Source organism: Pseudochryseolinea flava (genome assembly GCF_003286915.1).
Lineage (GTDB): Bacteria > Bacteroidota > Bacteroidia > Cytophagales > Cyclobacteriaceae > Ohtaekwangia > Ohtaekwangia flava.
Map to the genome: position 1 here is coordinate 47,752 of NZ_QMFY01000017.1, position 24,997 is coordinate 72,748.

General features: G+C 43.7%; 20 protein-coding genes. 16 read left to right on the forward strand and 4 right to left on the reverse strand.

The genetic code is table 11. The features are described 5' to 3' along the window. Positions 1–46 precede the first annotated feature (46 nt). On the reverse strand, positions 47–2,059 hold the full coding sequence (locus tag DQQ10_RS23480; RefSeq protein ID WP_112749383.1) for a sensor histidine kinase: 2,013 nt from the start codon (positions 2,057–2,059) through the stop codon (positions 47–49). A 306-nt stretch (positions 2,060–2,365) separates the two neighbouring features. Here DQQ10_RS23480 and DQQ10_RS23485 point away from each other — a divergent pair, with 306 nt between their 5' ends. The 4 genes from DQQ10_RS23485 to DQQ10_RS23500 are packed head-to-tail and all read left to right on the forward strand — an operon-like array spanning position 2,366 to position 8,730. Continuing rightward, on the forward strand, positions 2,366–2,998 hold the full coding sequence (locus DQQ10_RS23485; protein ID WP_112749384.1) for a TetR/AcrR family transcriptional regulator: 633 nt from the start codon (positions 2,366–2,368) through the stop codon (positions 2,996–2,998). A 38-nt stretch (positions 2,999–3,036) separates the two neighbouring features. Continuing rightward, on the forward strand, positions 3,037–4,377 hold the full coding sequence (locus tag DQQ10_RS23490) for a TolC family protein (protein ID WP_112749385.1): 1,341 nt from the start codon (positions 3,037–3,039) through the stop codon (positions 4,375–4,377). A 23-nt stretch (positions 4,378–4,400) separates the two neighbouring features. Then, a complete protein-coding gene (locus DQQ10_RS23495) occupies positions 4,401–5,543 on the forward strand; it encodes an efflux RND transporter periplasmic adaptor subunit (protein WP_112749386.1) in 1,143 nt (380 codons plus the stop codon). Positions 5,544–5,571: 28 nt separating this feature from the next. Beyond that, on the forward strand, positions 5,572–8,730 hold the full coding sequence (locus DQQ10_RS23500; RefSeq protein ID WP_112749387.1) for an efflux RND transporter permease subunit: 3,159 nt from the start codon (positions 5,572–5,574) through the stop codon (positions 8,728–8,730). A 212-nt stretch (positions 8,731–8,942) separates the two neighbouring features. On the opposite strand, the gene DQQ10_RS23505 is transcribed toward DQQ10_RS23500, so the two are convergent. Continuing rightward, positions 8,943–10,454, reverse strand: coding sequence for a malate:quinone oxidoreductase (locus DQQ10_RS23505; protein ID WP_112749388.1), 1,512 nt, complete (start codon positions 10,452–10,454; stop codon positions 8,943–8,945). 342 nt (positions 10,455–10,796) lie between these two features. On the opposite strand from DQQ10_RS23505, the gene DQQ10_RS23510 reads away from it, so the two are divergent. Genes DQQ10_RS23510 through DQQ10_RS23520 form a run of 3 tightly spaced genes read left to right on the forward strand, consistent with a single transcriptional unit; the run spans position 10,797 to position 14,624 of the window. After that, positions 10,797–11,807: a hypothetical protein gene (locus tag DQQ10_RS23510; RefSeq protein ID WP_112749389.1), complete on the forward strand. Its 1,011-nt coding sequence runs from the start codon at positions 10,797–10,799 to the stop codon at positions 11,805–11,807. Next, positions 11,770–13,998 (forward strand): hypothetical protein, encoded by a 2,229-nt coding sequence (locus DQQ10_RS23515; protein ID WP_133259745.1) that lies wholly within the window; start codon positions 11,770–11,772, stop codon positions 13,996–13,998. Before DQQ10_RS23510 ends, DQQ10_RS23515 begins: the two co-directional genes overlap by 38 nt. A 2-nt stretch (positions 13,999–14,000) precedes the next feature. Further along, positions 14,001–14,624 (forward strand): NUDIX hydrolase N-terminal domain-containing protein, encoded by a 624-nt coding sequence (locus tag DQQ10_RS23520; protein ID WP_112749391.1) that lies wholly within the window; start codon positions 14,001–14,003, stop codon positions 14,622–14,624. Here the strand turns inward: DQQ10_RS23520 and DQQ10_RS23525 are convergent. Further along, the gene (locus tag DQQ10_RS23525; RefSeq protein WP_245970529.1) at positions 14,621–14,956 is read right to left on the reverse strand and encodes a zinc metalloprotease; all 336 of its coding nucleotides are present in this window, start codon (positions 14,954–14,956) and stop codon (positions 14,621–14,623) included. The two genes, DQQ10_RS23520 and DQQ10_RS23525, sit on opposite strands and share 4 nt — an antisense overlap. Beyond that, positions 14,874–15,515 carry a zinc metalloprotease gene (locus tag DQQ10_RS28255; protein WP_245970530.1) on the reverse strand — a complete coding sequence of 214 codons (642 nt, stop codon included), beginning with the start codon at positions 15,513–15,515 and terminating at the stop codon, positions 14,874–14,876. Before DQQ10_RS28255 ends, DQQ10_RS23525 begins: the two co-directional genes overlap by 83 nt. Positions 15,516–15,642: 127 nt before the next feature. Between DQQ10_RS28255 and DQQ10_RS23530 the strand changes: the two genes are divergently transcribed. The 9 genes from DQQ10_RS23530 to DQQ10_RS23570 all read left to right on the forward strand — a co-directional run bounded on the left by DQQ10_RS23530 (position 15,643) and on the right by DQQ10_RS23570 (position 24,993). Then, positions 15,643–16,233, forward strand: coding sequence for a Crp/Fnr family transcriptional regulator (locus tag DQQ10_RS23530; protein ID WP_221409781.1), 591 nt, complete (start codon positions 15,643–15,645; stop codon positions 16,231–16,233). A gap of 79 nt (positions 16,234–16,312) precedes the next feature. Further along, a complete protein-coding gene (locus tag DQQ10_RS23535; RefSeq protein WP_245970523.1) occupies positions 16,313–16,783 on the forward strand; it encodes a YybH family protein in 471 nt (156 codons plus the stop codon). 8 nt (positions 16,784–16,791) lie between these two features. After that, positions 16,792–17,565 carry an isocitrate lyase/PEP mutase family protein gene (locus DQQ10_RS23540; RefSeq protein WP_112749393.1) on the forward strand — a complete coding sequence of 258 codons (774 nt, stop codon included), beginning with the start codon at positions 16,792–16,794 and terminating at the stop codon, positions 17,563–17,565. An 81-nt stretch (positions 17,566–17,646) separates the two neighbouring features. Continuing rightward, positions 17,647–19,707, forward strand: a complete 2,061-nt coding sequence (locus DQQ10_RS23545) for a HelD family protein (protein ID WP_245970525.1) — start codon at positions 17,647–17,649, stop codon at positions 19,705–19,707. A 75-nt stretch (positions 19,708–19,782) separates the two neighbouring features. Then, entirely contained in the window at positions 19,783–20,319 is a 537-nt protein-coding gene (locus DQQ10_RS23550) for a pyridoxamine 5'-phosphate oxidase family protein (RefSeq protein ID WP_112749395.1), read from the forward strand. A gap of 59 nt (positions 20,320–20,378) precedes the next feature. Beyond that, on the forward strand, positions 20,379–21,164 hold the full coding sequence (locus DQQ10_RS23555; RefSeq protein ID WP_133259746.1) for a DUF1206 domain-containing protein: 786 nt from the start codon (positions 20,379–20,381) through the stop codon (positions 21,162–21,164). 297 nt (positions 21,165–21,461) lie between these two features. Then, positions 21,462–23,075, forward strand: a complete 1,614-nt coding sequence (locus DQQ10_RS23560; protein ID WP_165824085.1) for a DUF4836 family protein — start codon at positions 21,462–21,464, stop codon at positions 23,073–23,075. Positions 23,076–23,160: 85 nt separating this feature from the next. Then, positions 23,161–23,802, forward strand: coding sequence for an ATP-binding cassette domain-containing protein (locus DQQ10_RS23565; RefSeq protein ID WP_112749398.1), 642 nt, complete (start codon positions 23,161–23,163; stop codon positions 23,800–23,802). A 6-nt stretch (positions 23,803–23,808) separates the two neighbouring features. Continuing rightward, positions 23,809–24,993 (forward strand): FtsX-like permease family protein, encoded by a 1,185-nt coding sequence (locus tag DQQ10_RS23570; protein WP_112749399.1) that lies wholly within the window; start codon positions 23,809–23,811, stop codon positions 24,991–24,993. The last annotated feature ends 4 nt before the right edge of the window (positions 24,994–24,997 follow it).

The window sequence follows — 24,997 nt, forward strand, 5'->3', positions numbered from 1 at the left end:
AATACAGCTTCCAGTCATTGAATGCAACTGCAATTGTGAGCGGTGGTTAAATGCGGATGGCGGGGAGCATTACGGTGAACGTAGATCCCACACCTACTTCGCTCTTGATATCGATCGTACCTTTAAGTCTGTCGACGGAGCGTTTCATGATATATAAGCCAAGGCCTGTACCATTTGCATTTTGCGTAGCACGATAGAACATCTCAAAAATCTTGTGTTGATGTTCATGGGGAATTCCCTGGCCATTATCTTCAACTTGGATCTTTAGCCAATCATATTCATAGCGAACCACGATATTAACATATGGTGCGTTTTTACTTGCGTACTTAATCGCGTTCTCAATAAGGTTCTGCAAAATGGCATTCAACAGCGCCCACTCGGAATGAAATTCAATGCCTTCTTGAACATCCTTCTTAAAACTCAAACCTTCAAAGTTTTCAAGTGCATTGAATGAGGCGATACACTCATCGATCATTTTATGGAAATCGATTTTTTCGCGCTGCAAATCCGCGTGACTTAATTTTGTGAGATTTATCAGGCCGGTGATGATGTGGCTGAGGCGCTCCACTTGGTGATGCTGTCGCTCGATATATTCCAACGCTTGTTCATCCTTGACTTCTCTTTTTGCAAGAAATGCTAGTCCGAGCAAAGACGAAATCGGTCCCTTTAGATCGTGCGAGATACGGTAGAAGAATGCATCCAGCTCTGCGTTTTTGTTCTCAATGATTTTTGTTTGTTGCTTATTCGTCTCAAGTGTAGAGTGTAGTTCTTCGTACGCATTAGAAAGCTGGGCCGTGCGTTCTTTAACTTTTGCTTCCAGCATTTCTGTGGTCTGCTGTTGAAGTTTTAAGGCTAGCGCTTGTGCTTCTTCTTTCTCTTGTTTGTAGCGACGATAGCGATCACCGAGTGCAAACGCGATGATCATTGTTTCCATGGCGGCGCCAATCTCGACGAAGTGCGTCGTCCAAAAATTGAATTCCAGTACACCGCTATTTCGCAAAGTGAGTAAGAGGCCACCAAAAAAGTAAATGGTCCATGCTGCGATAAAATACGTTGCAATGCGATTCCCTTTTATGCGACACACTGTACCTGTCGTCATGAAGCATATGGTTGCGAGAGAAATGAGGTTGTTTCCTGCGGACGGCATGATACGAGTTGCTACCAACACCGTGGCGATGATCGCGAGCGGAACTAAGGATACTAACACATAGTACATCACTCTCGAATATTGTCGCACTTCAAGGAAACGGATGGTGAAGATTGCAAGGAAACTTATCAGTAGCCCCATGCTCATTCTTCCTGCATAGAAGTTAACGTTTGGGTTTTCTGGCCAGAGGAATTTTCCGCCATATCCCGAGGCGGCTGCGAAAATGAGGAACGTACAAACTATTGTGCAGATGTAGAGTAAATAATTCTGTTGCTTTAAGGTTAGGTAGAGTAAGAGGTTGTAGAAAAACATGACGACCAATATTCCAAAGAATACGCCATAGCCAATGTCTTCCCACCGTGTCTTCTGAATGAATACTTCCTTCTCCATCGCGTAAAGCGGAAACGTTTTTGGACTAAGTCCACCAATCTTGATGTACACCACGCTCAGTGAGTCCGTGCCGAATTGTAAGGGAATGACATGGCCCGTATGCGGAACGATGCGAATAGCCTGGGGACGATAGTATCCAGCGGCGTGATGTTTAAGAACCTTGTTTTCGTGTTGATAGAAATCAACGTACTCAAGAAAAGGTGCAGGAATTTCAAGATACCAGTCCCGCTCAGGGTGTGTGGCGACAGTCGTGACCTTCAACCAAATGTTTGCTTTCGTGTACCCGAACGTTAAGTCGTTTCGGCTCGGTGTAAATTTTTGTTGGAAAGACGGCGATGATACGTCGTCAATCGATAGTGTATTGGTAGAATCTATAAATACGGTTGCGAAAGCATCCAGCCTGTAGATTTTGGCTGAATCCGTTAGCGCGCATTGTGCTTGCCCAGAAACCCGTTCCGTACTGATCAATAGCGTCAGCACTGTTACAACAGCGATTGGCAGGTTTAGGATTTGACGCATCATCCGGAGTGTCAGGGAATCTTAAAAATAGCTTTTTTGACGCAATTGGAGGTTGACTGTGTGCAATTAATTTGGCTCCTAAAGTTTTGACTGTCAGATTGTGAAAGTGATTTTGCCGGGGGGGGAAACCAGTTGGAAATTGTGATGGAGGGAGTGCTTCGGGCCACGCACGAGGCACGGGAGAGTTTACTTCTTTACGATTACAACGATTGCAGTAAGCACGCGGCAATTATTTGGAGGATTTGGCTAGGAAAGTTGAATCTTTCCGCTGTTACTTTGCGTTAACAAAATTGTTAAACAAAAAAGATAATGGGTAACGACGGCGTCCAAACCGAGCTTTTGATCAAGGAAAAGGCTAAAATCCTGTTTTTTCAAAAAGGATTATTGAATGCTACGACGCAACAGATCGCGGATGAAGCCGGGGTGAACCGTGCGCTTATTCATTATTATTTCCGCTCACGTGATCTCATGCTGGATTTGTTATTGGAGGAAACGCTGCAAGAGAAAAAGGCGAGAACGAGAGCATTTTTAGTATCAGATCTTTCCTTTCGTGAGAAGATTGCGCGGTTTATTGACGCCGTTGTGGATTGGGGGTTAAATTATCCATACCTCGATAATTTCATTATCAGTGAAACCGCACGCAATCCTGACAAAATCAAATCATTTTGTGCGAAGGACAATGTAAAGTCTAGTGATCTTATTCGCGAAGGACTAGAAGCAGAAATTAAAAAGGGTGCGATCGCGCCTATTTCTGCCGAGCACTTCATGGTTAACCTCGTGGCGATGTGTAACTACCCGTTGTTGGCAAAATCTGTTTTGCAAACCATTCATGGAATGACCGATGCCGCGTACCAGAAGTTCTTACACGAAAGGAAGAATGTGATTTATGCATCCATCTTTAATGAAGACATGCCGAAGATCTACGAGAAGAACGGAAACTAGTTTAGCATTTTAACTCATTAACTTTTTTACTCTAACCAATGCAATTGACTTTAATCAAAAGAGAAACATCGTTCTTGATGCTTTTGTTATTGCTCGCGATTCCGGCAATAAGTTTTGCACAAGCAACAGGAAATGACAGCACGCTGCAGTCGGCGACGTTGAATGATGTAGTGACCTACGCCCTTCAGCATCGTCCTTCGGTAAGACAATCACAGCTCGATCAAGAGATCACTGAAAAAGTGATCAAAGGGAAGCTTGCGGATTGGTATCCGCAAATCAACTTCAATTATCAGTATCAAAGAACAATCGATCGTCCCGTAACTGCTTTCGGTGACAATGTGATTACGGTCGGTTTGTTTAATACCTCCCTGGCGCAGGTAGAAGCGACGCAAACTATTTTCAACCGCGATGTCTTACTCGCAAGTAAAACTGCTTCGAAAGTGAGAATTCAAGCAGAGCAAAGTGTAGTGAGCACCAAAATAGAAGTAGTCGTATCAGTGACGAAAGCATTCTATGGATTGTTGGCCACCGCGCAGCAAATCAAAGTGAATGAAGAGTCGATTGTACGTCTTAAGCAAAGTTTAAAGGATGCCTATTCGCGTTACCAAACCGGCGTTGCCGATAAAACGGATTACAAACGCGCGACAATCCTACTTCATAATTCTGAAGCTTCACTCAAGACAACACAAGAACGACTGGTGTATGAGCAGCAGTATCTCAAAGCCTTAATTGGCTACCCTGCAGATAAGACGTTCACGCTGCAATATGATACTGCGCAAATGGAAAGTGAGATCAATATTGATACGCTTCAGCAGTTGAACTACGCGCAGCATATTGATTACAAGATCATGTTTACACAACGCGAGCTTCAGAAAGCTAATGTGCGCTATAGTCAATGGGCTTTCCTACCATCGGCTAGCGCATTCGGTGCCTACAATTTGAACTATCTCAATGATAACTTAGGAGAACTTTATAATACAAGTTACCCCAACTCATTTGTAGGAGCGAAATTGACGTTGCCAATTTTTCAAGGTGGCAAACGAGTCGCGAAGATCAAAGAGCAAAAGCTCACGTTAAGAAGGGTAGACGTGGGACTTGAAAATCTACAGAACACGCTCGATGCAACCTACACGAAGGCTTTAACAGATTACAAAAGCAATTTGAAAACCTATGTCGTCCAAAAAGAAAATGTCGTGCTCGCACAAGAGGTTTACGATGTGATCAATCTTCAATATCGCAATGGTGTGAGAACCTACTTAGATGTAACTGTTGCGGAAACAGATCTTCGTACAGCGCGTATCAATTATTTCAATGCGCTGAACTTAGTGCTGACAAGCAAGATGGATGTGCTTCGTGCGCTTGGACAAATCAATTATTAATTATTTAGAAACAATACACATTTATGTCATTGAAATATATCCCATCCGTTTTTTTAGCTGTGGCTGTAGCGATTGCCTTGGGCGCTTGTGGAGGAAAGCAACAAGGGATGCAAGCACCGCCACCGGTAAACGTGAGCGTACAAACTGTATCAACAGCCGATGCTGCTTATTATGACGAGTATCCTGCTATCGTGCGCGGTGTACAAGAAGTAGAACTTCGCCCGCAAGTATCTGGATACATTACAGGAATTCATTTTACAGAAGGATCACAAGTAAAGAAAGGGCAGAAGCTCTATTCTATAGATCCACAGCAGTCTGAAGCATCGTATAGCCAGGCCGTTGCAGGGTTGGCGGTTCAAGAGGCAAACCTTGAGCGTGCAAAACGCGACGTAGAGCGTTATCGTGAGCTCGATAAGAAAGATGCGATCGCGAAACAGCAAGTTGACAACGCAGAAGCAACTTATGCGGCGGCGGTAAAACAGGTTGAGGCGGCAAAAGCATCCGTGCGCGCTGTACAAACCAATGTGCGGTATACCACTATCGTTGCACCATTCGATGGTACGATTGGCATTTCTGCGGTGCGTCTCGGGGCATCTGTTTCTCCAGGGCAAACCTTATTAAATACAATTTCTTCCGACGACCCAATCGCGGTTGATATCGTGATCGATCAAAAAGAGCTTTACCGTTTCTCAGATCTTCAGGCGAAAAACATGACGGTAAAGAATGATTCAACGTTCAAAGTCTCTTTCGGCGAATCGGTGTATCCGCACCCTGGCAAGATCAGCATCATTGATCGTGCTGTCGATCCACAGACAGGTACAATCAAGGTAAGACTTACATTCTCAAATCCTGACCGCGTGTTACGGTCCGGTATGAGTGGAACCTTGATCGTGGAATCGAAGGTGAGCAAATCGGTTGTGATTCCGTATAAAGCCATTAACGAGCAGCTTGGAGAGTTCTTTGTATACGTTGCCGATAGCGCGAAAGCAACGCAAGTGAAAGTGAAGTTAGGAAAAGCTGTCGGTAAGAATATCATCATCAAAGAAGGACTCTCAGAAGGTGATGTAATCATTACAGAGGGAATTCAAAATCTTCGTGAGGGAACGCCCATCAATATTGCGGCTCCAAATGCAAGTGCTCCAGCTCCTGTAGCGAACAAAAAATAGTGAACAATTCCATATTTAATAGAAAGCAATGATTGCAGATGTTTTTATAAGAAGACCTGTCACGTCTATCGTTGTGTCGATTGTGATTGTGTTGGTCGGAGTGATCGCCATGAGCACACTGCCGATCTCACAGTATCCCGACATCACACCGCCAACGGTGAGCGTGCAAGGAACATACATTGGTGCGGATGCGCAAACCGTTGAACAAACAACGACGACGGCGATTGAAGCACAAGTCAACGGAACGCCAGGGATGTCGTACATGTCAAGTAACAGTACCGCCAGTGGTGTGAGTAGCATTACCGTGACATTCGATATTGGAACGGATATCAACATCGCCACGCTCGATGTACAAAACCGTGTGAGTGTTGCAGAACCATCGCTTCCTGAAATCGTAAAGCGGTTGGGGTTAACGGTGAGAAAGCGGAATCCAAGTATCTTTCTTGCGCTCGCATTGTACTCACCCAATGGAACGCACGATGCAACTTTCCTCGGAAACTATGCCAACATCTACTTGAAAGATGCGCTACTCCGCGTGAAGGGTGTAGGTGATATTGTGACGGTAGGTGATGATTTCGGTATGCGGATCTGGTTGAATCCGGAGAAGATGGCGAGTATGGGTATCTCGACGCAAGAAGTGAATGCGGCTTTAGCGGAACAGAACTTGCAGATTGCCGCGGGTTCCGTCGGTGGAAGTCCGCAACCTCGTTTACAAGCGTTTGAATATAACGTACTGACGAATAGCCGCATTAACCAAGTCGCAGATTTCGAGAACATTGTTGTGCGTACAAATCCAGCACAAGGCAACATGGTTTATCTGAAAGATATTGCACGCGTTGAATTAGCGAAGTTTAATTATGGTAACAACCCATTTGTTATGGGCAAGCCCTCTGCTTTTATGCTCTTGTATCTTGCTCCTGGCGCCAATGCCTTGGAGACAAACCAAGGTGTAACGAAAGCGCTTGGCGAATTAAAGCAAAGTTTTCCAAAGGATTTAGATTATCTCGTGCCGCTGGAGACAACATCCGTAGTGGAAATTTCTATCGAAGAAGTGATTCACACATTGGTTGAAGCTCTTGCACTTGTGGTATTGGTAGTATTTTTATTCCTTCAAAACTGGCGTGCTACATTGATCCCTGTGTTGGCCATTCCGGTATCGTTGATCGGTACATTCATATTCTTCATACCGTTCGGATTCACCATTAACACATTAACGCTATTTGCGTTCGTATTGGCGATTGGTATAGTGGTGGATGATGCGATTGTGGTAGTGGAGGCCATTCAACACAACATGGATCACTACAAGCTTTCCGCGAAAGAAGCGACAATCAGAGCGATGAAAGAAATTTCTGCGCCAGTAATTGCAATCGCATTGATTCTTGCGGCGGTGTTCGTTCCTGTAGGTTTTGTGCCTGGTATCGTTGGCAAACTTTATCAACAATTCGCGATCACAATCGCCGTGTCAGTAATGATTTCGGCGTTCGTTGCATTGTCGTTAACACCTGCATTGAGTATGCTCTTGCTGAAACCGCATGACGAAAACCGTAAGAAAAATTTCCTCGATAAGTTCTTCGATAAGTTCAACGGCTGGTTTGGCAAAGTGACAAATTCATATACCAAAGGCGTTGCAGGATGGATTAAAGCTACACCTTACGTATTGGTGATGATGGTGTGTCTCTTTGTTGGTTTGGGATATATGTTTAAGACGAAACCCACTGGTTTTATTCCGACAGAAGACGAGAAGCGCATGTATGTCTCTTATGAAATGCCCGAAGGCACTTCGATCAAGCGTAATATTGAAATGCAACTTGAGATTCAAAAACGTATTCAGTCAATTCCTGCTGTTGGTGTTGTTGGGGGACTTGCTGGGTTGAATATTCTTACATTCTCAAATAAATCGAACGTTGGCACTGTGTTCGTTAATCTCAAGCACTGGAATGACCGCGATCTTGAAACAGAAAGCGTAACCGCCGTAATGAAGGAGATTCAAATGCGTACAGCGGATATTAAGGAAGCCCGCATTCGTGCGATCGCTCCCCCTGCTATTCCTGGCTTAGGACAATCATCCGGATTTACATTTGAACTGCAGCAAACAACGAGCACAGATAACATTAAGCAGTTTGAAGGTGTCATGCGTAAGTTTTTGGGAGCGGCAAATCAACGTCCCGAAATTGCTATGGCGTTTTCGTTCTTCTCGGCAACAACCCCAAGTTATCAAGTTGAACTCGATAAAGAGAAAGCGAAGAAGCTCGGTGTATCGGTGTCTGATGCTTACAGTACCTTGTCGACCTATTTAGGTAGTAGCTACATCAACGATTTTAATATCTACGGACGAAATTTCCGCGTGGTTTCTCAAGCGGATACTGCGTTCAGAAAAGATATCAATGATATTGGTCGATACTTCGTTCGTAACAGTACGGGCAACATGGTTCCGTTGAGTGCTTTGGTAACATCGAAACTAATCGAAACACCCGCTGTTGTTTCTCACTATAATATCTATCGTTCTGCTGAAATCATCGGCGAAGCAAAACCAGGGTATAGTAGCGGGCAAGCCATTGAAGCGTTGAAAGAAGTGGCTGCTCAGACCTTACCAGTAGGTTATGGCTACGAGTTCGGCGGTATGAGCCGTGAAGAGATCAAAGCCGGTAACAGTACTGGGTTGATATTTGCCGTCTCTGTCGTCTTCGTGTTCTTGTTCCTCGCTGCGTTGTATGAGAGCTGGTCGGTACCGTTCTCCGTATTGTTTGCCGTACCGATCGGTGCCTTCGGTTCAATCTTGACATTGACTTTATTACCGAATCTGACGAACAATATTTACGCACAGATCGGGTTGATCACGTTAATTGGTCTCGCAGCAAAGAACGCGATTTTGATTGTCGAGTTTGCGAAAGAGCGTGTGGACAAAGGGATGGAAATTGTTCCGGCTACATTGGAAGCTGTTCAACTTCGTTTGCGTCCAATCATCATGACTTCGCTGGCATTCATTCTCGGTGTAATGCCGTTGGCATTCTCTGTTGGTGCTGGTGCTGAGGCTCGTAAGACAATCGGCTGGACTGTAGCCGGAGGCATGGTCGCAGCAAGTTCGCTTGCCATCTTCGTGGTACCGGTACTGTTTGTATTGATCACGAAAATAGCATATCGCAATAAGCCAAAGACTGTAGAGCCAGCTTATCCAGAAGAATCATAAAGATAGTTTTTAGGTTTACAGGTTAAAGCCCCGTCAATTTTTGATGGGGCTTTTTTATGAACAGCATTTTGAATGGGAGTTTACTTCACGTGTTGGTCAGCAAATGAAAGAAATACAATTTGTGGCTTTCACACCAGGTGTAGGTAGGAGGAGCATTGACATAAAAAAAGCACCTCAAGACAGGTGCTTCTGGATTCTCTGATCAACTGAAATTAATGATGTGTCAGCGTTGGAGTTTGTAATCCCAACACTTCGTTTGTCGTTGTTCTGACTTGGTCCAGCAAGTCCTCATTCTTCGATAACGACTGACCGAATGAGGGAATCATCTTTTTAAGTTTCGATTGCCATTCGGGAGAAGCCAAGTCTTTGCTGAAGCATTTCTCAAGAAGCGTTAACATGATTGATACAGCAGTTGATGCTCCAGGGGAAGCGCCAAGCAACGCCGCTATCGACCCGTCTTTGGCTGCGATTACCTCTGTACCAAATTCCAATACGCCCACGTGCTCTTTATCTTTTTTGATTACTTGAACGCGCTGTCCTGCAATTTCTAATTTCCAGTCTTCGAGTTTTGCATCCGGTATAAAGTCGCGCAGTGCTTCCAAACGATCCTCAGGGGATTGTCTAACCTGATTAATCAGATAACGTGTCAATGGAATATTATCCAAACCCGCAGCGATCATGGGTACCAGATTGTCATATTTAATAGACTTGAAAAGATCGAGGTACGATCCTTCCTTCAAGAATTTCGTTGAAAAACCTGCATAAGGTCCGAAAAGCAATTCTTGCTCGTTGTTGATAATACGGGTGTCCAAATGCGGCACAGACATCGGCGGTGCACCAACAGATGCCTTGCCATAGACTTTCGCGTGATGACGCTTAATCACTTCGGGATTAACGCACTTCAACCACTGACCGCTTACCGGGAATCCACCGTAGCCGCGCCCTTCTGGGATACCAGATTTTTCGAGCAGTCGAAGAGAACCACCTCCCGCACCGACAAATACAAACTTGGCTTTTATTTTTCGTTTATCTCCTGTCGCGCGGTTCTTCACTTTCACGATCCAGGATCCGTCCTCGTTCTGTTTCAATTTTCTCACTTCGTGATTGAAGTGAAGTTGAACGTCGCTTTTCTTTTGTAAGCTACTAAACATGCTTTGCGTGAGCGATCCGAAATTAACATCTGTACCAATCTCCATGCGCGTCGCAGCAAGCATTTCTGAAGGTTTGCGATTTTCCATCATGAGTGGCATCCATTCGCGAAGAACATTATGGTCTTCGGAATACTGCATGTCGGCGAAGAGCGGATTCTTCTGCATCTTCTCAAACCGACTACGTAGGAATTTCACATTTTCCTCACCCCAAACGAAACTTAAGTGTGGAATGCGTGTGATAAAAGATGCAGGCACATCAAGATGATGCTGTTGGATAAGATAGGCCCAAAATTGTTTTGAAACTTCGAATGATTCCGCAATTTTAATTGCTTTTGAGATGTCGATTGAACCGTCCTTACCTTGTGGTGTGTAATTCAATTCACAAAACGCCGCATGCCCTGTGCCGGCGTTGTTCCAGGCGTCTGAGCTTTCGGCTGCAGCGATGTCCAACCGCTCGAAAATTTGAACACTAAGATTAGGCTGAAGTTCTTTCAATAAAGCACCCAATGTGGCGCTCATTATGCCCGCACCGACTAGAAGTACGTCGGTCTCTGTTTTGCCTGCCTTTGTCATCGCTCTACGTAGTTAAAATCAAATACCAGCACCATCTGATATTCGAGGGCGAAAATAATAAAGGAATGTTTTTTTACAACGGAAATTTTCACTTCATGCAAGAGTGACAACGATTGCAATTTTACACCAGAAAAGAAAAAATGTTAGATGTAATTTACGTCGAGAATTCCGTCAAAAGTGATGTCATTTTCCGAACGTTAAGTAGGTGTCAGCGCATTACAATTCATGTTCGTAACCTCGCGCGCCGACAGTCAATATTGTGCGATGTGTCTTGTGCAACGTTTAACCCCCTGTAAGGAATGCAAGCCTTCGACTTTCGGTTTAAGCTTTTACTTTTGCACCATGAATCTCTGGAAATTCCCGGGCGCGATCTACGTATTGCTGTTGCTAAGCACGGCATGCACCAAAGAGGCGCCCCCGCTAACGTCTTTTTATTACTGGAAGACAACTTTTGAACTGAATGACACCGAAGTAGCAACGCTGAAACAAAACAGCGTCTCGAAACTCTATGTACGTTACTTCGACGTTACCTTGATTAAAGGTGCACCTTTTCCTGTGCGTCCCATCGTTTTTAACGAACCTCCACCCGCAATTGAGATTGTTCCAGTTATCTATGTTCGAAACCAAGTCATGCTTAGCCCAACGGTAGGGGTACCGGATCTTGCAAAAAACATAGTCGACTATATTGATCAGATCAATGCCAAAAACAATGTGTCCATTGAAGAAATACAAATTGATTGTGACTGGACGTTGAAAAGTAAAGATGTATTCCTCCGTTTTATTGATGCGTTGAAACAGCAAACAAAACATAGGCTGTCGGCAACGATCAGACTACACCAAGTAAAATATTTTGAAACGACGGGTGTTCCTGACGTTGATTACGGCGTTTTGATGTACTATAACATGGGGCACATTAATGCGGACGATTCTTCGAATTCCATTTATGATCGGAAGACTGCAAAACGATACCTGGCATCGTTGAAAAATTATCCCCTTCGATTGGATGTCGCATTACCCTTGTTCTCTTGGGGCATTCATTCACGCGACGGAAAAGTAATTGGACTTCTCAACCAATGGTCTCATGAATCGATAGATTCGACAAAATTCAATAACCAAGGTGGCGATCTATACGTTGCAAAAGATAACTTTATTACGCTTGGAAATTTCTTTAGAAAAGGAGATTTCGTTAAGATTGAAGCTATAGATAAAGATCAGATCAGTGAAATGGCCGATGACATTGCGCGCAGTATTGCGAAGAAACCGCAGACCGTTATTTTTTATGATCTTGATGAACCGCAATTAACCTACCATGACGATGAAGACCTCTTTGAAGAAATTACTCGTACTTTTTAGTTTTTCCATACTGTTAACGACGAGTGTGATATTTGCCTGTGCCGACTGGTACATGGGCTATGATTCGGATTCAAGTTTTACCCCCGAGGTTTTTGCGGACGAATCGTATTCGCCGCTCTTCTATTCTTCGCAGGAACCGTTTTACCGTGTCAACTACGACACCGAGCATCGGTCAAGATTTAATAATGACATTACCGCGGATTGGTCAGCGTATTTAAATGGAAAGATTTCAACGGAAGACGTGAAGTACCTTTTGCTTGACGAAAATGCAAACGCCGACATCGATCTGCTTTTTAAGGCAGTGCAAGCTAAGAAGGGGCTTCCAGCGCGATTTGCGTCTTTAAACATCGCTGACGATAAGGTTAAATCATTCATTAACTTTTTACACTTCGCGAAGGTCATCGAAGCGTGCAGTATGCGATCACCATATTCTTGGGATTATGAAGAGTCAACGACACCTCCACAAGTAGCGCAAAAAACGATCGATGAGATTACCAAACTCTACAGCCTTGCGAAAGATCCTTTCATTAAGAATAGATTGTGGTTTCAAGTAATGAAAGGAAGTTTCTACAGCGGCAACACCAAAAACGTAATTGATTTTTTTGACAAAACGAAAAGCTCAGAACCTGAAAATGTACTTTACTATCGCGCGCTGTCCTACGTGGCCGGTGTGCATTATAGTCAGAAGCGTTACGGGATGTCGAACTACTTGTACAGCGTGGTGTTCGACAAGTGTCCGGAACTTCGCATTGTGGCTACTTACAACTTTCACCCCATCGAAAACTCGGATTACCAGGAGTCGCTAGCGCTCGCAAAAACGCCTGAAGAGAAAGCTGCCTTATGGGCGATATTGGGCTTTTATCTCGACCCAAAACAGTCCATTCAGGAGATTTATAAACTGAATCCGAAGAGTGCTCATATCGATTATCTTCTCACAAGATTTGTCAACATCAAGGAAGTTGATTTGTCGGAAGATCAGTATACTTCCCTTGCGCAATACAGAGCGGCCATGAAAAAATTGGTGACGGCAGAGGACCTTCAGTTTGTTACATCCATTGCAAAAGACAACAAAATCGGTAATCCATTTTTGTGGAATACCGCAGCCGGATACCTTAGTATTTACGCAGGCAAGAACGACGACGCAACACAATTTTTCGACAAGGCCCTGAAAGCGAATGCTTCACCATCCGAGATGTCGAATCAACAAATTCGGTTGCTACGGTTAATCAATACCTTAACGACCATTAACAAGCTCGATTCAAAAATTGAAGGAAAACTCGTAGCCGATCTTACTTGGCTTTACAATGAACTTTCAGACGACGACGATACATTTAGAAAAAACAATGTTAGGCGCTGGAGTAAAAAGTATCTCTCATCAATTTACAAATCGCAGCAGAATGTTGTGATGGCGGAGCTCCTTGATCGCAACGATAAATTTTACATCACGCCTTCGAACGTGGAGTTGATGAAGACCTTCTTCATGAAATCCGGTAAAACGCCTTGGGAGGAAATGGTAGCGAAGAATTACAGTTTAACGCTGATGGATCTTTACGAGTACCAAGGTGTCGTTAGCGCCTACAATGGAGAACTTGATAAGGCGATAACGTTGCTCACCGCGGCTAACGGAAAAGCTGAATTACTTGGGAATCCTTTCAATGGAAAGATTAAAGACTGTCATGACTGTGATCATGCGGCAGTGCAGAAAACAAAATATACAAAGCTGACACTCGTTCAGAAAATGAAAGAGATGCAGGATCATGTTATTAAGGGCGAGGACGTTTATAATAATAGTCTGCTGTTGGCGAATGCTTACTATAATATGAGCTACTTTGGAAATGCGCGGGTTTTCTACTACGGTGAAATCATTGATCAAGGGAGCAACTACATTAAGAAGGACTTTCAATCCATGTTGTTCAGTTGTAGTAAAGCAAAAGAGTTCTATCAAAAGGCGTTCGATGCCGCGGCCAATGACGAGCAAAAAGCTAAATGCGTTTACATGATGGCCAAGTGCGAACGAAATGAATTTTATGCCCGTGAGTATCACGGCAACGATGAGTTTTACGGCGAACCTGATGTTGCATTCTTGGCATGGGATGGTTTTAGAAAACTAAAAAGTAACTATGCCCACACCAAGTATTACAAAGACGTTATCAATGAGTGTGGATATTTTGGTAAATACGCTGGTAACTAGTCATGATGAACTACGAATTGCTTGAGGAGATTAAAAAGATCAAATCCATTGCAGAAATAGGTTTGCAATACGCGAGTTCCGGGTATGAAACAGAGCGCTACACTGAACTTCAACACATCAGCTACACGTTGTTGTCCAAAATATCGGATGTGCCCATAGAACGGTTGAAGGTGAGCTTGCCGACAGCGACTGATTACCCAACAGCGAAGGTCGATATCCGTGGTCTGCTGTTGACCGAGGATAACAAGGTGTTACTTGTGCGAGAAAGTGCCGATGGAAAATGGTCGCTGCCGGGAGGGTGGGCAGACGTGGGACTCACGCCAAAAGAAGTAGTGACGAAAGAGTTTAAAGAAGAAACTGGTTTAGATGTTGAAGTAAAATCTCTTCTGGCGGTGTTCGATAAAAAGATGCACCCTCATCCACCACAAGCGTTCTACGTGTACAAAATGGTGTTTTTGTGTAAGGCTGTATCGTCAGAAATCGTAAAGGGATTTGATGTATTGGATGTTGGCTACTTTTCTATTGCCGATTTACCGGAACTATCTGAAAATAGAATTCTTCGAAGTCAAATTGAGTTTGTAGTTGATCGCATTCAACGTGGTGATCAAACCGCCCATTTTGATTAATTCTCACGTCCGAGCAATGGCTTGTCTTTCTCCGCGAGTAGTAGGTCTTCCAATAATCCGTGTTGCTTAAAGAACGCGACGAGGTTCGCATTGCGTTGGCCTATATCGAACCCTAAATTCCATTGTAACTTGTGAAGACATTCTGAGCAAAGTCGATTCGGTTTTAAATCAGATTCAGGTAAACTATTGGAACCGTTGAGCACACATACGGCATGTGTACAATGGAGACAAGAAAACATATGACCTATTTCATGGGATGATGTCTTGATTAAGCGCTCGAGACATCGCTGGTAGTTTTGTGTTGTGAGCGCTTCGTCTGAAAAGTGATATATCGAAGATACGCCGACACGCGCTTTCGTAGCAGCTTGACCCAAATACGAAATTCCAATCGTCTGCAGGATAAAGGTCTGTAGCCGTAATTGCCATCACAACAATGCCATCTTTTGGGATATGATTTTTTAAGTACGTCAGGATGTACGTCGATTTGAATTGTTCGTGATTGTCCTCGCGCATTCTTCTTGCGTGAGAAGGAATAGCGGTATCATCTGCACCGGGCAGTAGCGAAACAGAAAGGCCAAAGAAAATCTTGAGATAATCGGCCGTATATTGAATTACTTTCTTTTGTGCTTCATCAAATTTTCCAATAGGGAGTAGATATATTTTGTTTCGCGTCGCACTTGGTCGAACGGGGTCGTAGGCGATGTAGGTTTCATAATTTTGTCCTTTTTCTGTGTGTTCAAAGAGCCAATCACCAGGTTGTGGTTTTTCAAGAGCAACATCATTTTGGCGAAGCTTGATGATGTCTGTACTCGTTCGATCGAGTTTTTTCTCATTTCGCGATGTACATGAAAGTAAAGCAGCAATCAGGAAAATCGAAAAAGAAATCCTCATGTTAGGTAGCATTATCCGTTCGGTAAAATACCAAGATATTCTAGAAAATGTCGTGCGGATAAATGAAAAAGAGTGATTCTGTTGTTCGTAACAAAAAGTCTGTGTTAGCTTTCGGAAAATAGAAGCCGTGGCAAAGATAGTAAATGATCGCGAGGCCCTTGCGATATTTCGTAAACACCTCGAAGTTTACACGACTTTATCCGACGATGAGTATGAGAGAGTCTTGACCTATTTTGTTCCTAAAAAATTGAAGAAGCATGAGTTTCTGGTGCATGAAGGAGATTGGGTAACGAATCACCACTGGGTCATAAAGGGATTGTTGGTCTCTAACTATACCGACGATGAAGGCAAAGATCATATTATGCAATTTGCTATCGAAAATTGTTGGATCACTGATCAGGATGCTTTTTATAATCAGACAAAAGCAATCTTTAATATCACTTGTCTGGAAGACACAACATTGATGTGTTTATCATTCTCAAATCGTGAAAAGATGTGTGCCGACATGCATAAAATGGAGCACTACTTCCGTAAAAAAGGTAACGATAGTTTCGTAAAGCAGCAGCGACGTTTGTTAAGCTATATGACGAACGATGCAAAAGGCCGCTTTAACTTGTTGATGGCTGAATATCCGGGGTTATACCAGCGCCTATCAAAAAAGATCTTGGCAGCTTACCTTGGCGTTACACGCGAAACCTTAAGTCGGTTCAAGTTTTAGATTGATCAAAAAATGTGATCTATATCAATTTTTTGGGCATGGATTCATCGTTGGTTTGTGTCATTAAACACAATCAATTATGAAAATGATCTTTTTAGCAGCATGTATGGGTAGCATGTTTTTAACAACCGCGGGTGTCGTAGAATCTGAGCCAAAGAATTCTCTCGAGGAAGCACAAAAGGAAATTGCCGCGAGCAATGCAGTCTATTTTGAAGCCTTCGTAAAACATAATCCCGCAATCTTTGTAGAGCGTTACGCGGACGACGCTTGTATCATGGCGCCAAATGCTCCTCAGATGTGCGGCCGAGACGCTGCAACGAAGTTCTTTCACCTTGCTTATGACGAGTTTGGACTTCGAAATGGAAAGTTCATCACCACGGCAATTTATGGCGATGGTGTGAACTTCGTGACCGAGGAAGGATTATGGCAGTCGTTCAATGAGAAAGGAGAATTGTTCGACGATGGAAAATTTTTAGTGCTGTGGAAAAAGACTGGCAAAGGATGGAAAATGTTTCGGGATTCATTTAGCAGTAACAGAAATCAAAAATAAGAAATATCATGAGCGAAAGATTTAAAAAATTTTCGGCCTTACATCATCAAGCGTCTCCGTTGCTTATTGGAAATGTTTGGAATGTACAAAGTGCAACGGTTTTTGAGACACAACAATTCAAAGCAATCGCCACCTCGAGCGCGGCGGTTGCTGCCACGCTAGGATTTCGCGATGGCGAGTCAATGCCTTTTTCGGCGTACTTGCAAATTGTTGGCTACATCGCACGTGCCACAACGCTGCCGCTATCGGTCGATTTGGAGGCCGGTTACGGTGAGACTGTTCAAGAAATTGTCAGTAACATCAAGCAACTCGCCGATGTTGGCGTTGTGGGCATTAACATCGAAGATTCGAGGGTGGCGAACGGGAAAAGAGAATTTGTAGATAGCATTAAGTTTTCCCAACTACTTGAAGGTATCGTCAGCGGATTGCGTGAAAACAGTATAGATATGTTCGTCAATGTAAGGTGCGATGCATTTTTACTTGGCGTGCCTGATGCGCTTCATGAAGCGGTGCGCAGAACCAAATCGTATCAGGTCACGGGCGTGAATGGATTGTTTTTTCCTTGCATTACAGACTTGTCCGACATCCGCGCTGTAGTTGATGCATCAACGCTTCCTGTAAATGTTATGTGTATGCCTGGATTGCCATCATTTGATGTGTTAAAAGGTGCTGGCGTTAAGCGCATCAGTATGGGGAATTTCTTCAATTCGAAAGTGTATCAATCTTTGGCGGATAACGTTTCGCGAATTGTATCGGAGGAAAAATTTGATTCGTTGTTTTAGTTCGTTCGAAATATTTTAACGCATCGGAAGCTCGCCGACTACTGTTATTGCTATCCAGGAGAAAACCGTTAATTTTGAAGTTTGTTTCTTATTAAAGCGATGATCAATTCAACGGAACGGGAAGAGCGAGAGTATCTTGAAGAAATCAAGGAAAAGCTAATATTGGCAATAAAGCGCGTGGACGATAGCGTTCGTCAATACTCCACTGAGCTACGGCAGAGCAAACAATACATTTACGAGAATCAGTCTGGAATGGACGAGGCCGATATGGTCGCGTCAGAGCAGTCGATCAATAGAATGGCGTTTACCGGAGAGTCTGCAGTTTCGAAAAAACGTAAGTTGATCAAGCTCGGTCAATCGCCCTACTTCGGCCGTATCGACTTTGTTCAAAAGAATGAGTCGGATACTTCTGCTATTTACATTGGTATTTATTCCTTCGCTGATGAACGATCGAACCTCGTCTACGATTGGCGAGCGCCGATATCGTCTATGTTCTATGATTTTGAGCTCGGCGAAGGTTGGTATAAAACACCAGGTGGCATCGTGTCTGGAGAAATTGTGCTGAAGCGTCAATACAAAATCCGCGAAGGCAACATGGAGTTCATGATTGAGAATGACGTGAATATTCATGACGATGTATTGCAAAAGGAATTAAGCAAGTCTTCCGATGATAAAATGAAGAACATCGTCGCGACGATTCAACGCGATCAAAATGCAGTGATCCGGAATGAAACTTCGCCCGTGATGATTATTCAAGGCGTTGCTGGTTCCGGTAAAACGTCTATCGCACTTCACCGGATAGCTTTTTTACTATACCGCTTTCGCGAAGAAATTTCTTCCAAGGATATATTGATCATTTCTCCCAATAAAGTTTTTGCTGACTACATCTCGAATGTGTTGCCGGAATTAGGAGAGGAACAGATACCAGAAATGGGGATCGATGAACTTGCAGCTGAATTATTGGATAATAAATTCCAGTTTCAAACTTTTTTCGAGCAGGTATACACGTTGCTTGAGCACCACGATGCCGGATTTATTGAACGAATTAAATTCAAGTCTTCGTTCGAGTTTTTAGGAAAGCTGAATCGCTACTTAATTCATATTGAGAATAACTATTTTGAACCAACCGAGATTCGCGTCGCAGGCACAGTTGTTCCGTTTCCGTTTATCATGGAGAAGTTCAAAGCGTATTATCGTATCCCGTTGTTGAAACGATTCGCGGAAGTCACGAAAGATGTTTTGCAGTTTGTTCGCAATAATGTGCAACGAAAACTAAGCGGAGGCGAAAAAAACAAAGTGTGGGAAGCTATCCCGGCTATGTTTAAGATGAACAACATCTTGGATCTCTATCGCGACTTCTTCAAGTGGGTAGGTAGACCTGAACTTTTTCGTTTTCACCATGGAGAAGCACTCGAGTATGCCGACGTTTTCCCCTTGATCTACTTCAAAATTCGTTTGGAAGGTTTGAAGAGTTACGATCATGTAAAACACTTGCTCATTGACGAAATGCAGGACTACACCGCCGTGCAATATGCTGTGATTTCACGGTTGTTCAATTGCAAAAAAACCATTCTCGGTGATGTGAGCCAGAAGGTTAATCCTTACAGCGCGTCATCAGCAGAGGCAATTGAAGACGTGTTTCCACAAGGCGAGGTAGTTAGACTTTTTAGAAGTTATCGTTCGACGTGGGAGATTACGGCATTTGCACAACACATCTCTCCAAATCCGAATATCATTCCGATGGAGCGCCATGGCGACGCGCCGGTGATGAAAGGTGTTGATAGCAATGCTGCCGAAGTAGAAGAAGTTCGAAATTGTATCAAGCGTTTCAAAGAATCAGGGTACAGATCTATGGGCATTATTTGCAAAACGCAGGAACAAGCGGCGTTTCTGCACCACGAATTGAAAATGAGCGAGGTGCATCTACTTTCTGTCGATAGTACTGTTTTTAAAGAAGGGATCATCTTAACCACGGCGCACCTCGCAAAAGGTTTGGAGTTTGATGAAGTGGTTGTTCCATTCGCATCGATTCGGAATTATCATACCGATGTTGATAGAAGTATGTTGTACATCGCCTGTACACGCGCCATGCACCAACTAACGTTACTCTTTACGAAGGAAAAGAGTTCATTTTTGCCCTAGACGCAACGCGGCTTGTAGTCGCTGGGTGTTGTCCATGTGAAATGGCACCGTTTTTTAATCAGTGCTTAAAAAAACATGGACAGCATCAACAAACAACAGCCTGAGGATAACCACCGCGATCTATTTAATGGTGAAGCCGCAAAGAAGATCAAGAGCCTGGTTGAAAAAGCAAAGAATTGTTTTTTCTGCACGAATATTCACACTGAAGCGCCGTTCTCAACGCGTCCCATGTCGGTTCAAAAAATTGACAACGACGGTACATGTTGGTTCTTGAGCGCAAGTGATAGTCACAAAAATGCGCACGTGAAAGACGATCCGAACGTGCAATTGCTATTTAAAGGTTCCGATTATTCCGACTTCTTAAGCCTTCATGGGGAAGTTTCGATAAGTCGTGATAAGTCAAAAATCAAGGAGTTGTGGGAGCCAATACTGAAGACGTGGTTTACCGAAGGTATAGATGACCCTCGAATTACCGTACTTCGGTTTGAGCCGATCGAAGGATATTATTGGGATACCAAGCATGGGCAGGTCGTAGCGTTCGCGAAACAAGTTGCCGGCGCCGTCATTGGAAAAACACTCGACGACTCGATAGAAGGAAAATTGAAGTTGTAACGATTTCATTTAAGACTACACGCAACGTTGTGCCTACTGCTCGATCAATTGTTAGCCTTTTGGGCCGTTTTGGCTCTATGGCGATCGGCCTTGTTTACATAGCCATCGGGGTGATCGCATTGCTTTCTTTGTTGGGATTAAAAGATGGTGGCGCAGACGAAGACAGTTTGCTTGAACTGTTGGATACGACGGTCGTCGGTGAAATTTTTTTATGGGTAATTATTCTAGGATTACTCGCGTACGTAGTGTGGCGGATAGTCGAAGCTATTCAAGATCCACTTAATTATGGCAATGATTGGAAAGGTATTGCACGGAGAATTGCAATAGTGCTTGCGGCTTCAGCGTATGGTTTAATCGCGTGGTCTGGGATTAGGGCAATGATCGACGACGCTGATGGGAGTGAAGGTTTCGAAGAGCAAAGGCAGATGGTGTCGACCGTACTCGCTTGGAACGGTGGTGATTGGCTCCTAGGCATTTGCGGTGTAATGGTTGCCGTCACCGCATTACTCGAACTTCGTTACGTCGCAAAAGGCGATCATAAGCCGCACCTCGATATTGATCACCTGCCAACGTGGAAGAAATTTTCGATTCATGCGCTGGCGTGGGTGGGGCATTTTGCCCGCGCAATCATTTTAGCAATCATCGGATACTCCTTGATACGCGGCGCCGTGCATGCAGATCCCACCGAAACGGTCAACACAGATAAGGCCTTTAACTTTATTGGAGAAAGCATGTTAGGCCATCCGTTGTTTGTGGCAGTGGCTTGTGGAACAATAGCCTACGGAGTCTATATGATACTGCTGGGAATTTATCTAAACCTTGATAAGGTGACGCGTATCAAATAAATGCGCGCTCGGAAACAGTTAACTGTTTGCGGTCGAGTTGTGTCCTGAAATAAAAAACAGGTAACTGGAAACCGGCTACCCCGGAAACTGGCTACCTGCCAACCCCCAAACCGCCTCACTAGTCAGATATTCCCTACAAACCTGCTAACATATCTTTTCTTTTTCCGATATTTGGGCAACATTTTTAAACAGAATGAACCCCTCGTTTTGGCCATTGTCTAAGCTACCCCTCAGCGGGGTCCATTCTCACAATTGTACTCCCGTCGTAACACATTCTCTACTTTAATGATAACAGTTATGCAATTTGCAAAAAACACACGATCGCTCCGTCACGGATTGGTCATCCTCTCATTGTCGGCACTTGTATTGGTGTCGTGCAGCAAAGAAAATAGACTGGCTACTCACATTCCTAAAGATGCTACGGGCGTGTTAGCATTTGATGTGAAAAGCTTAGCCATGAAAAGCCTCGACTTCAAAGAGCTTTTGAGTGTTGAAGGCGTTAAGAAAGTATTTACAGATCTCGACGACTCTGTTAGTACTGCACTTCGTAATTCTGGTATCGACTACATGAACAAAGCGTACATCTTCGGAAAGATCGAAGGTGAAAATTCTGGTTACGGTGCTGCGATCGTTGCCCTTACCGATGCGAATAAATTTGAAGCGTTCGTTAAAAAGGCAAGCAAAGATGTTGTCATCACGAAAGAAGGATCTTATTCATTGGCGACAATCGAAGACAAGTCGATCATCGGCTGGAGCGAAACAGAATTGATCGTTCTCGTCGGAACAAATGACAAGGAAAAACTTATGGCTATTGCCAACTTGAAGAAAGAAGAATCCTTGATCGCGACGAGTGAAACTTTCAAGGACCTTGAAAAACAAACTGCTGACATCGCTTGGTGGATGAACTTCGAAGGATTCCAAAACTTTATTCCACAAACAGGAATGCCTGGAAGCAACTTCAATTTGAAAGAAACGTTCATGATGGCTACGTGTAATTTCGAAGATGGTCAAGTCGTGGTTGATACGAAATACCAAGGCAACGATGAGATGCTCAAGAAATTCAACTTCATCAAGAATAATGTAAGCAACGATGTAGCCGGAGCAATGCCCGGTAAAACGGTAATCGGTATGGCAGGTTTTGGTTTGGATATGGACGCACTTTACCAGTATTTAGAGTCTGAACATTTGGTAGAAGCCATGGGCGCTCAAGCGGAACAGATGCTTGGTCTTACACCAAAAGAGGCTTTCGAAACTTTTAGCGGAGACATCGCGGCTACCGTCAATGGGGTGAGCATGAAGGAAGTGAAACGTTTGAACTGGTCTACTGGTGAAGAGTACACCGCACAAGAGCCTGAGTTCGATTATTATGCTTTGATCGGCATCGCTAAGAAAGAAAACGCAGTAAAAATTCTTGAGCAATTCGTGGCACAAGGTATGCTTACAAAGACTGATAATGTATACAGCTTCCAGGATAAAGTCTTTATCGTTGAAAAAGGTAACGCGATTGCAATTACCGGATCTTCAGCTTTGAAAGATTTCGCAGTAAGCGGAAGTGGCGAAAAACTGAACGGTGAGTTGTCAGGTCTTTTGACAAGCAATGCATCATCGATGTACGTAAACTTTACAAATATTCCGTCTACGTTCTATGAAGGAAGTAATGCTTCTCTTGGTGAGCACATTGGCAACATCGCTGTAGAAGAAATCGTCGCGACGAGCTCAGCAGTAAAAGACAAAACTTCTACTGGTAAGTTGGTCGTGAAGTTTAAGAACAAGAGCGAAAACAGCTTGCTCACCATTACGAAGATCGCTAAGAAGTATGGTGACATGATTCCGACAGAACCAACATTTACGGAACCGGCTATGGATTCAACTGCAGTTACTGAAGAACCGGTTGTTGCCATAAACGAGTAGGTCGCATTGAAGCTTGCGTAACTAAGGGAATGTCATTAGATTCAAACCCAAGAAGACATTCTCACAACGCGCCAGTTTGATCACCATGACAATAGAATTTAATAATGTAACCCCGGCTCCTTTGGCTGGGGTTATTTCTTCTACCACGGATATCTGGCAATGCACGTGTGCCTTTGAAGCCGCCAAACGATATCGCGTCGTGGCGCCATCCGGAAAAGGGAAGTCTACTTTCATTCACTATATCTACGGTCTTCGGTTCGACTTTACCGGCAAAGTTCGGTTGAACGGCGTTGAGTCGTCTCACTTTCATGCCAACGAATGGGCAGAAATACGTCAGGACAAGATTTCTATCGTTTATCAAGACCTTCGGCTGTTTTTACAATTGACGGCGTTACAAAACATCCAAGTTAAATCTGCGCTCTATCCAGGTAATTTTGATGATCGCATTCACGCTATGGCCGAGGCATTACAAGTTTCACATTTGCTGAATAACAAAGCGCACACGCTATCGTATGGCGAGCGTCAACGTATCGCCATCATTCGTTCGCTCATACAACCCTTCGAGTGGATATTATTAGATGAGCCGTTTAGCCATCTAGATCTTGAGAATAGTAAACGTGCGGCAACGTTGATTGATTCCGCAGTGCGCGAACGAAATGCAGGACTGATTGTAACTTCGTTAGGGCAAGACAACCAATTTAACTACGATAAAGAATATCAATTGTAACATTCGATGCGCGCGCTACTCAATAAAATCTTTCTGCGAAAATTGGGAATTGGAAAATTCACACTTTCTGGTGTTGCATTCCTTGTTGGATTTACGCTGGTGTTGCTTTCGCTGCAAGGATATTTTAAGCTTACCGATGTTATCAGTCCCAAGAAGAATCCTTCGAACTATATCATTCTTAACAAAGAAGTGGGATTCACGAATACTATCTTCGGTGCAAGGGCACAATTTACACCAGATGAAATTCTGGAATTTCGTAAACAAACTTTCTTAGACGACTTCGGTGTTTTTAGATCAAGTCAATTTCAAGCAACAGCACACCTCGGTGGAGATCTTGGTTTTTATACAGAACTGTTTTTCGAATCAGTGCCCACGCAGTTCATCGATAATAAACCTGCCACGTTTGTGTGGGAAAAAGGTGATAATTTTTTGCCCATTATCATTTCTCAAGATTTCTTAAACCTATACAATTTTGGGTATGCTATGGGTAAGGGAACACCACAGCTATCAAAAGCCACCATTCAACTCGTACCGCTCACTGTGGTCATTGAAGGCCCTGGTGGTAGACAAGCATTCAAAGCGAAAGTAGTCGGCTTTAGCGAACGAATTTCTTCTATCCTCGTGCCAGAAAAATTTTTGACGTGGGCAAACAAAACAGTCGCTGGCGTCGATCAATCCCAAGCTGCCTCTCGCGTCATTGTGAAATTGAAATCAGATCAAAGCGCCGCGTTTGACGATTACATCCGTAAACATTCCTTGAAGATCAGCGACGAGAAACAAAAATTTAATAAAATTCTTACGACGATCAATGTTGTGATGTCGGTATTGGTGGTGATCGGAACAGCCTTCATGATCTTCGCATTGGTGATTGTGATGTTGAATTTTTCACTGATGGTCGCGCAAGCAAAAGATGAGGTGTCGTTATTACTTCAACTGGGATATAAGACAACACACTTGGTGCGTCACTTACTTTCGTACTTGATTATCTTCCTGGCATCGGCAGTTTTACTCTCCCTACTTGCTTTCATACTTGGAAACCAAATGCTCGTAACTTTTTTCGCGGACAGCGGCATGGACATATCCACCGCTATTCACGGGAAGGTGATTGGCGTCGCTGTGGCCTTCGTCGTGCTTTCTTTTGCAGTATCTTTTTTTGCGATTACCCGGGTTGTTGTGTCGGTGAACCGATAGGCAA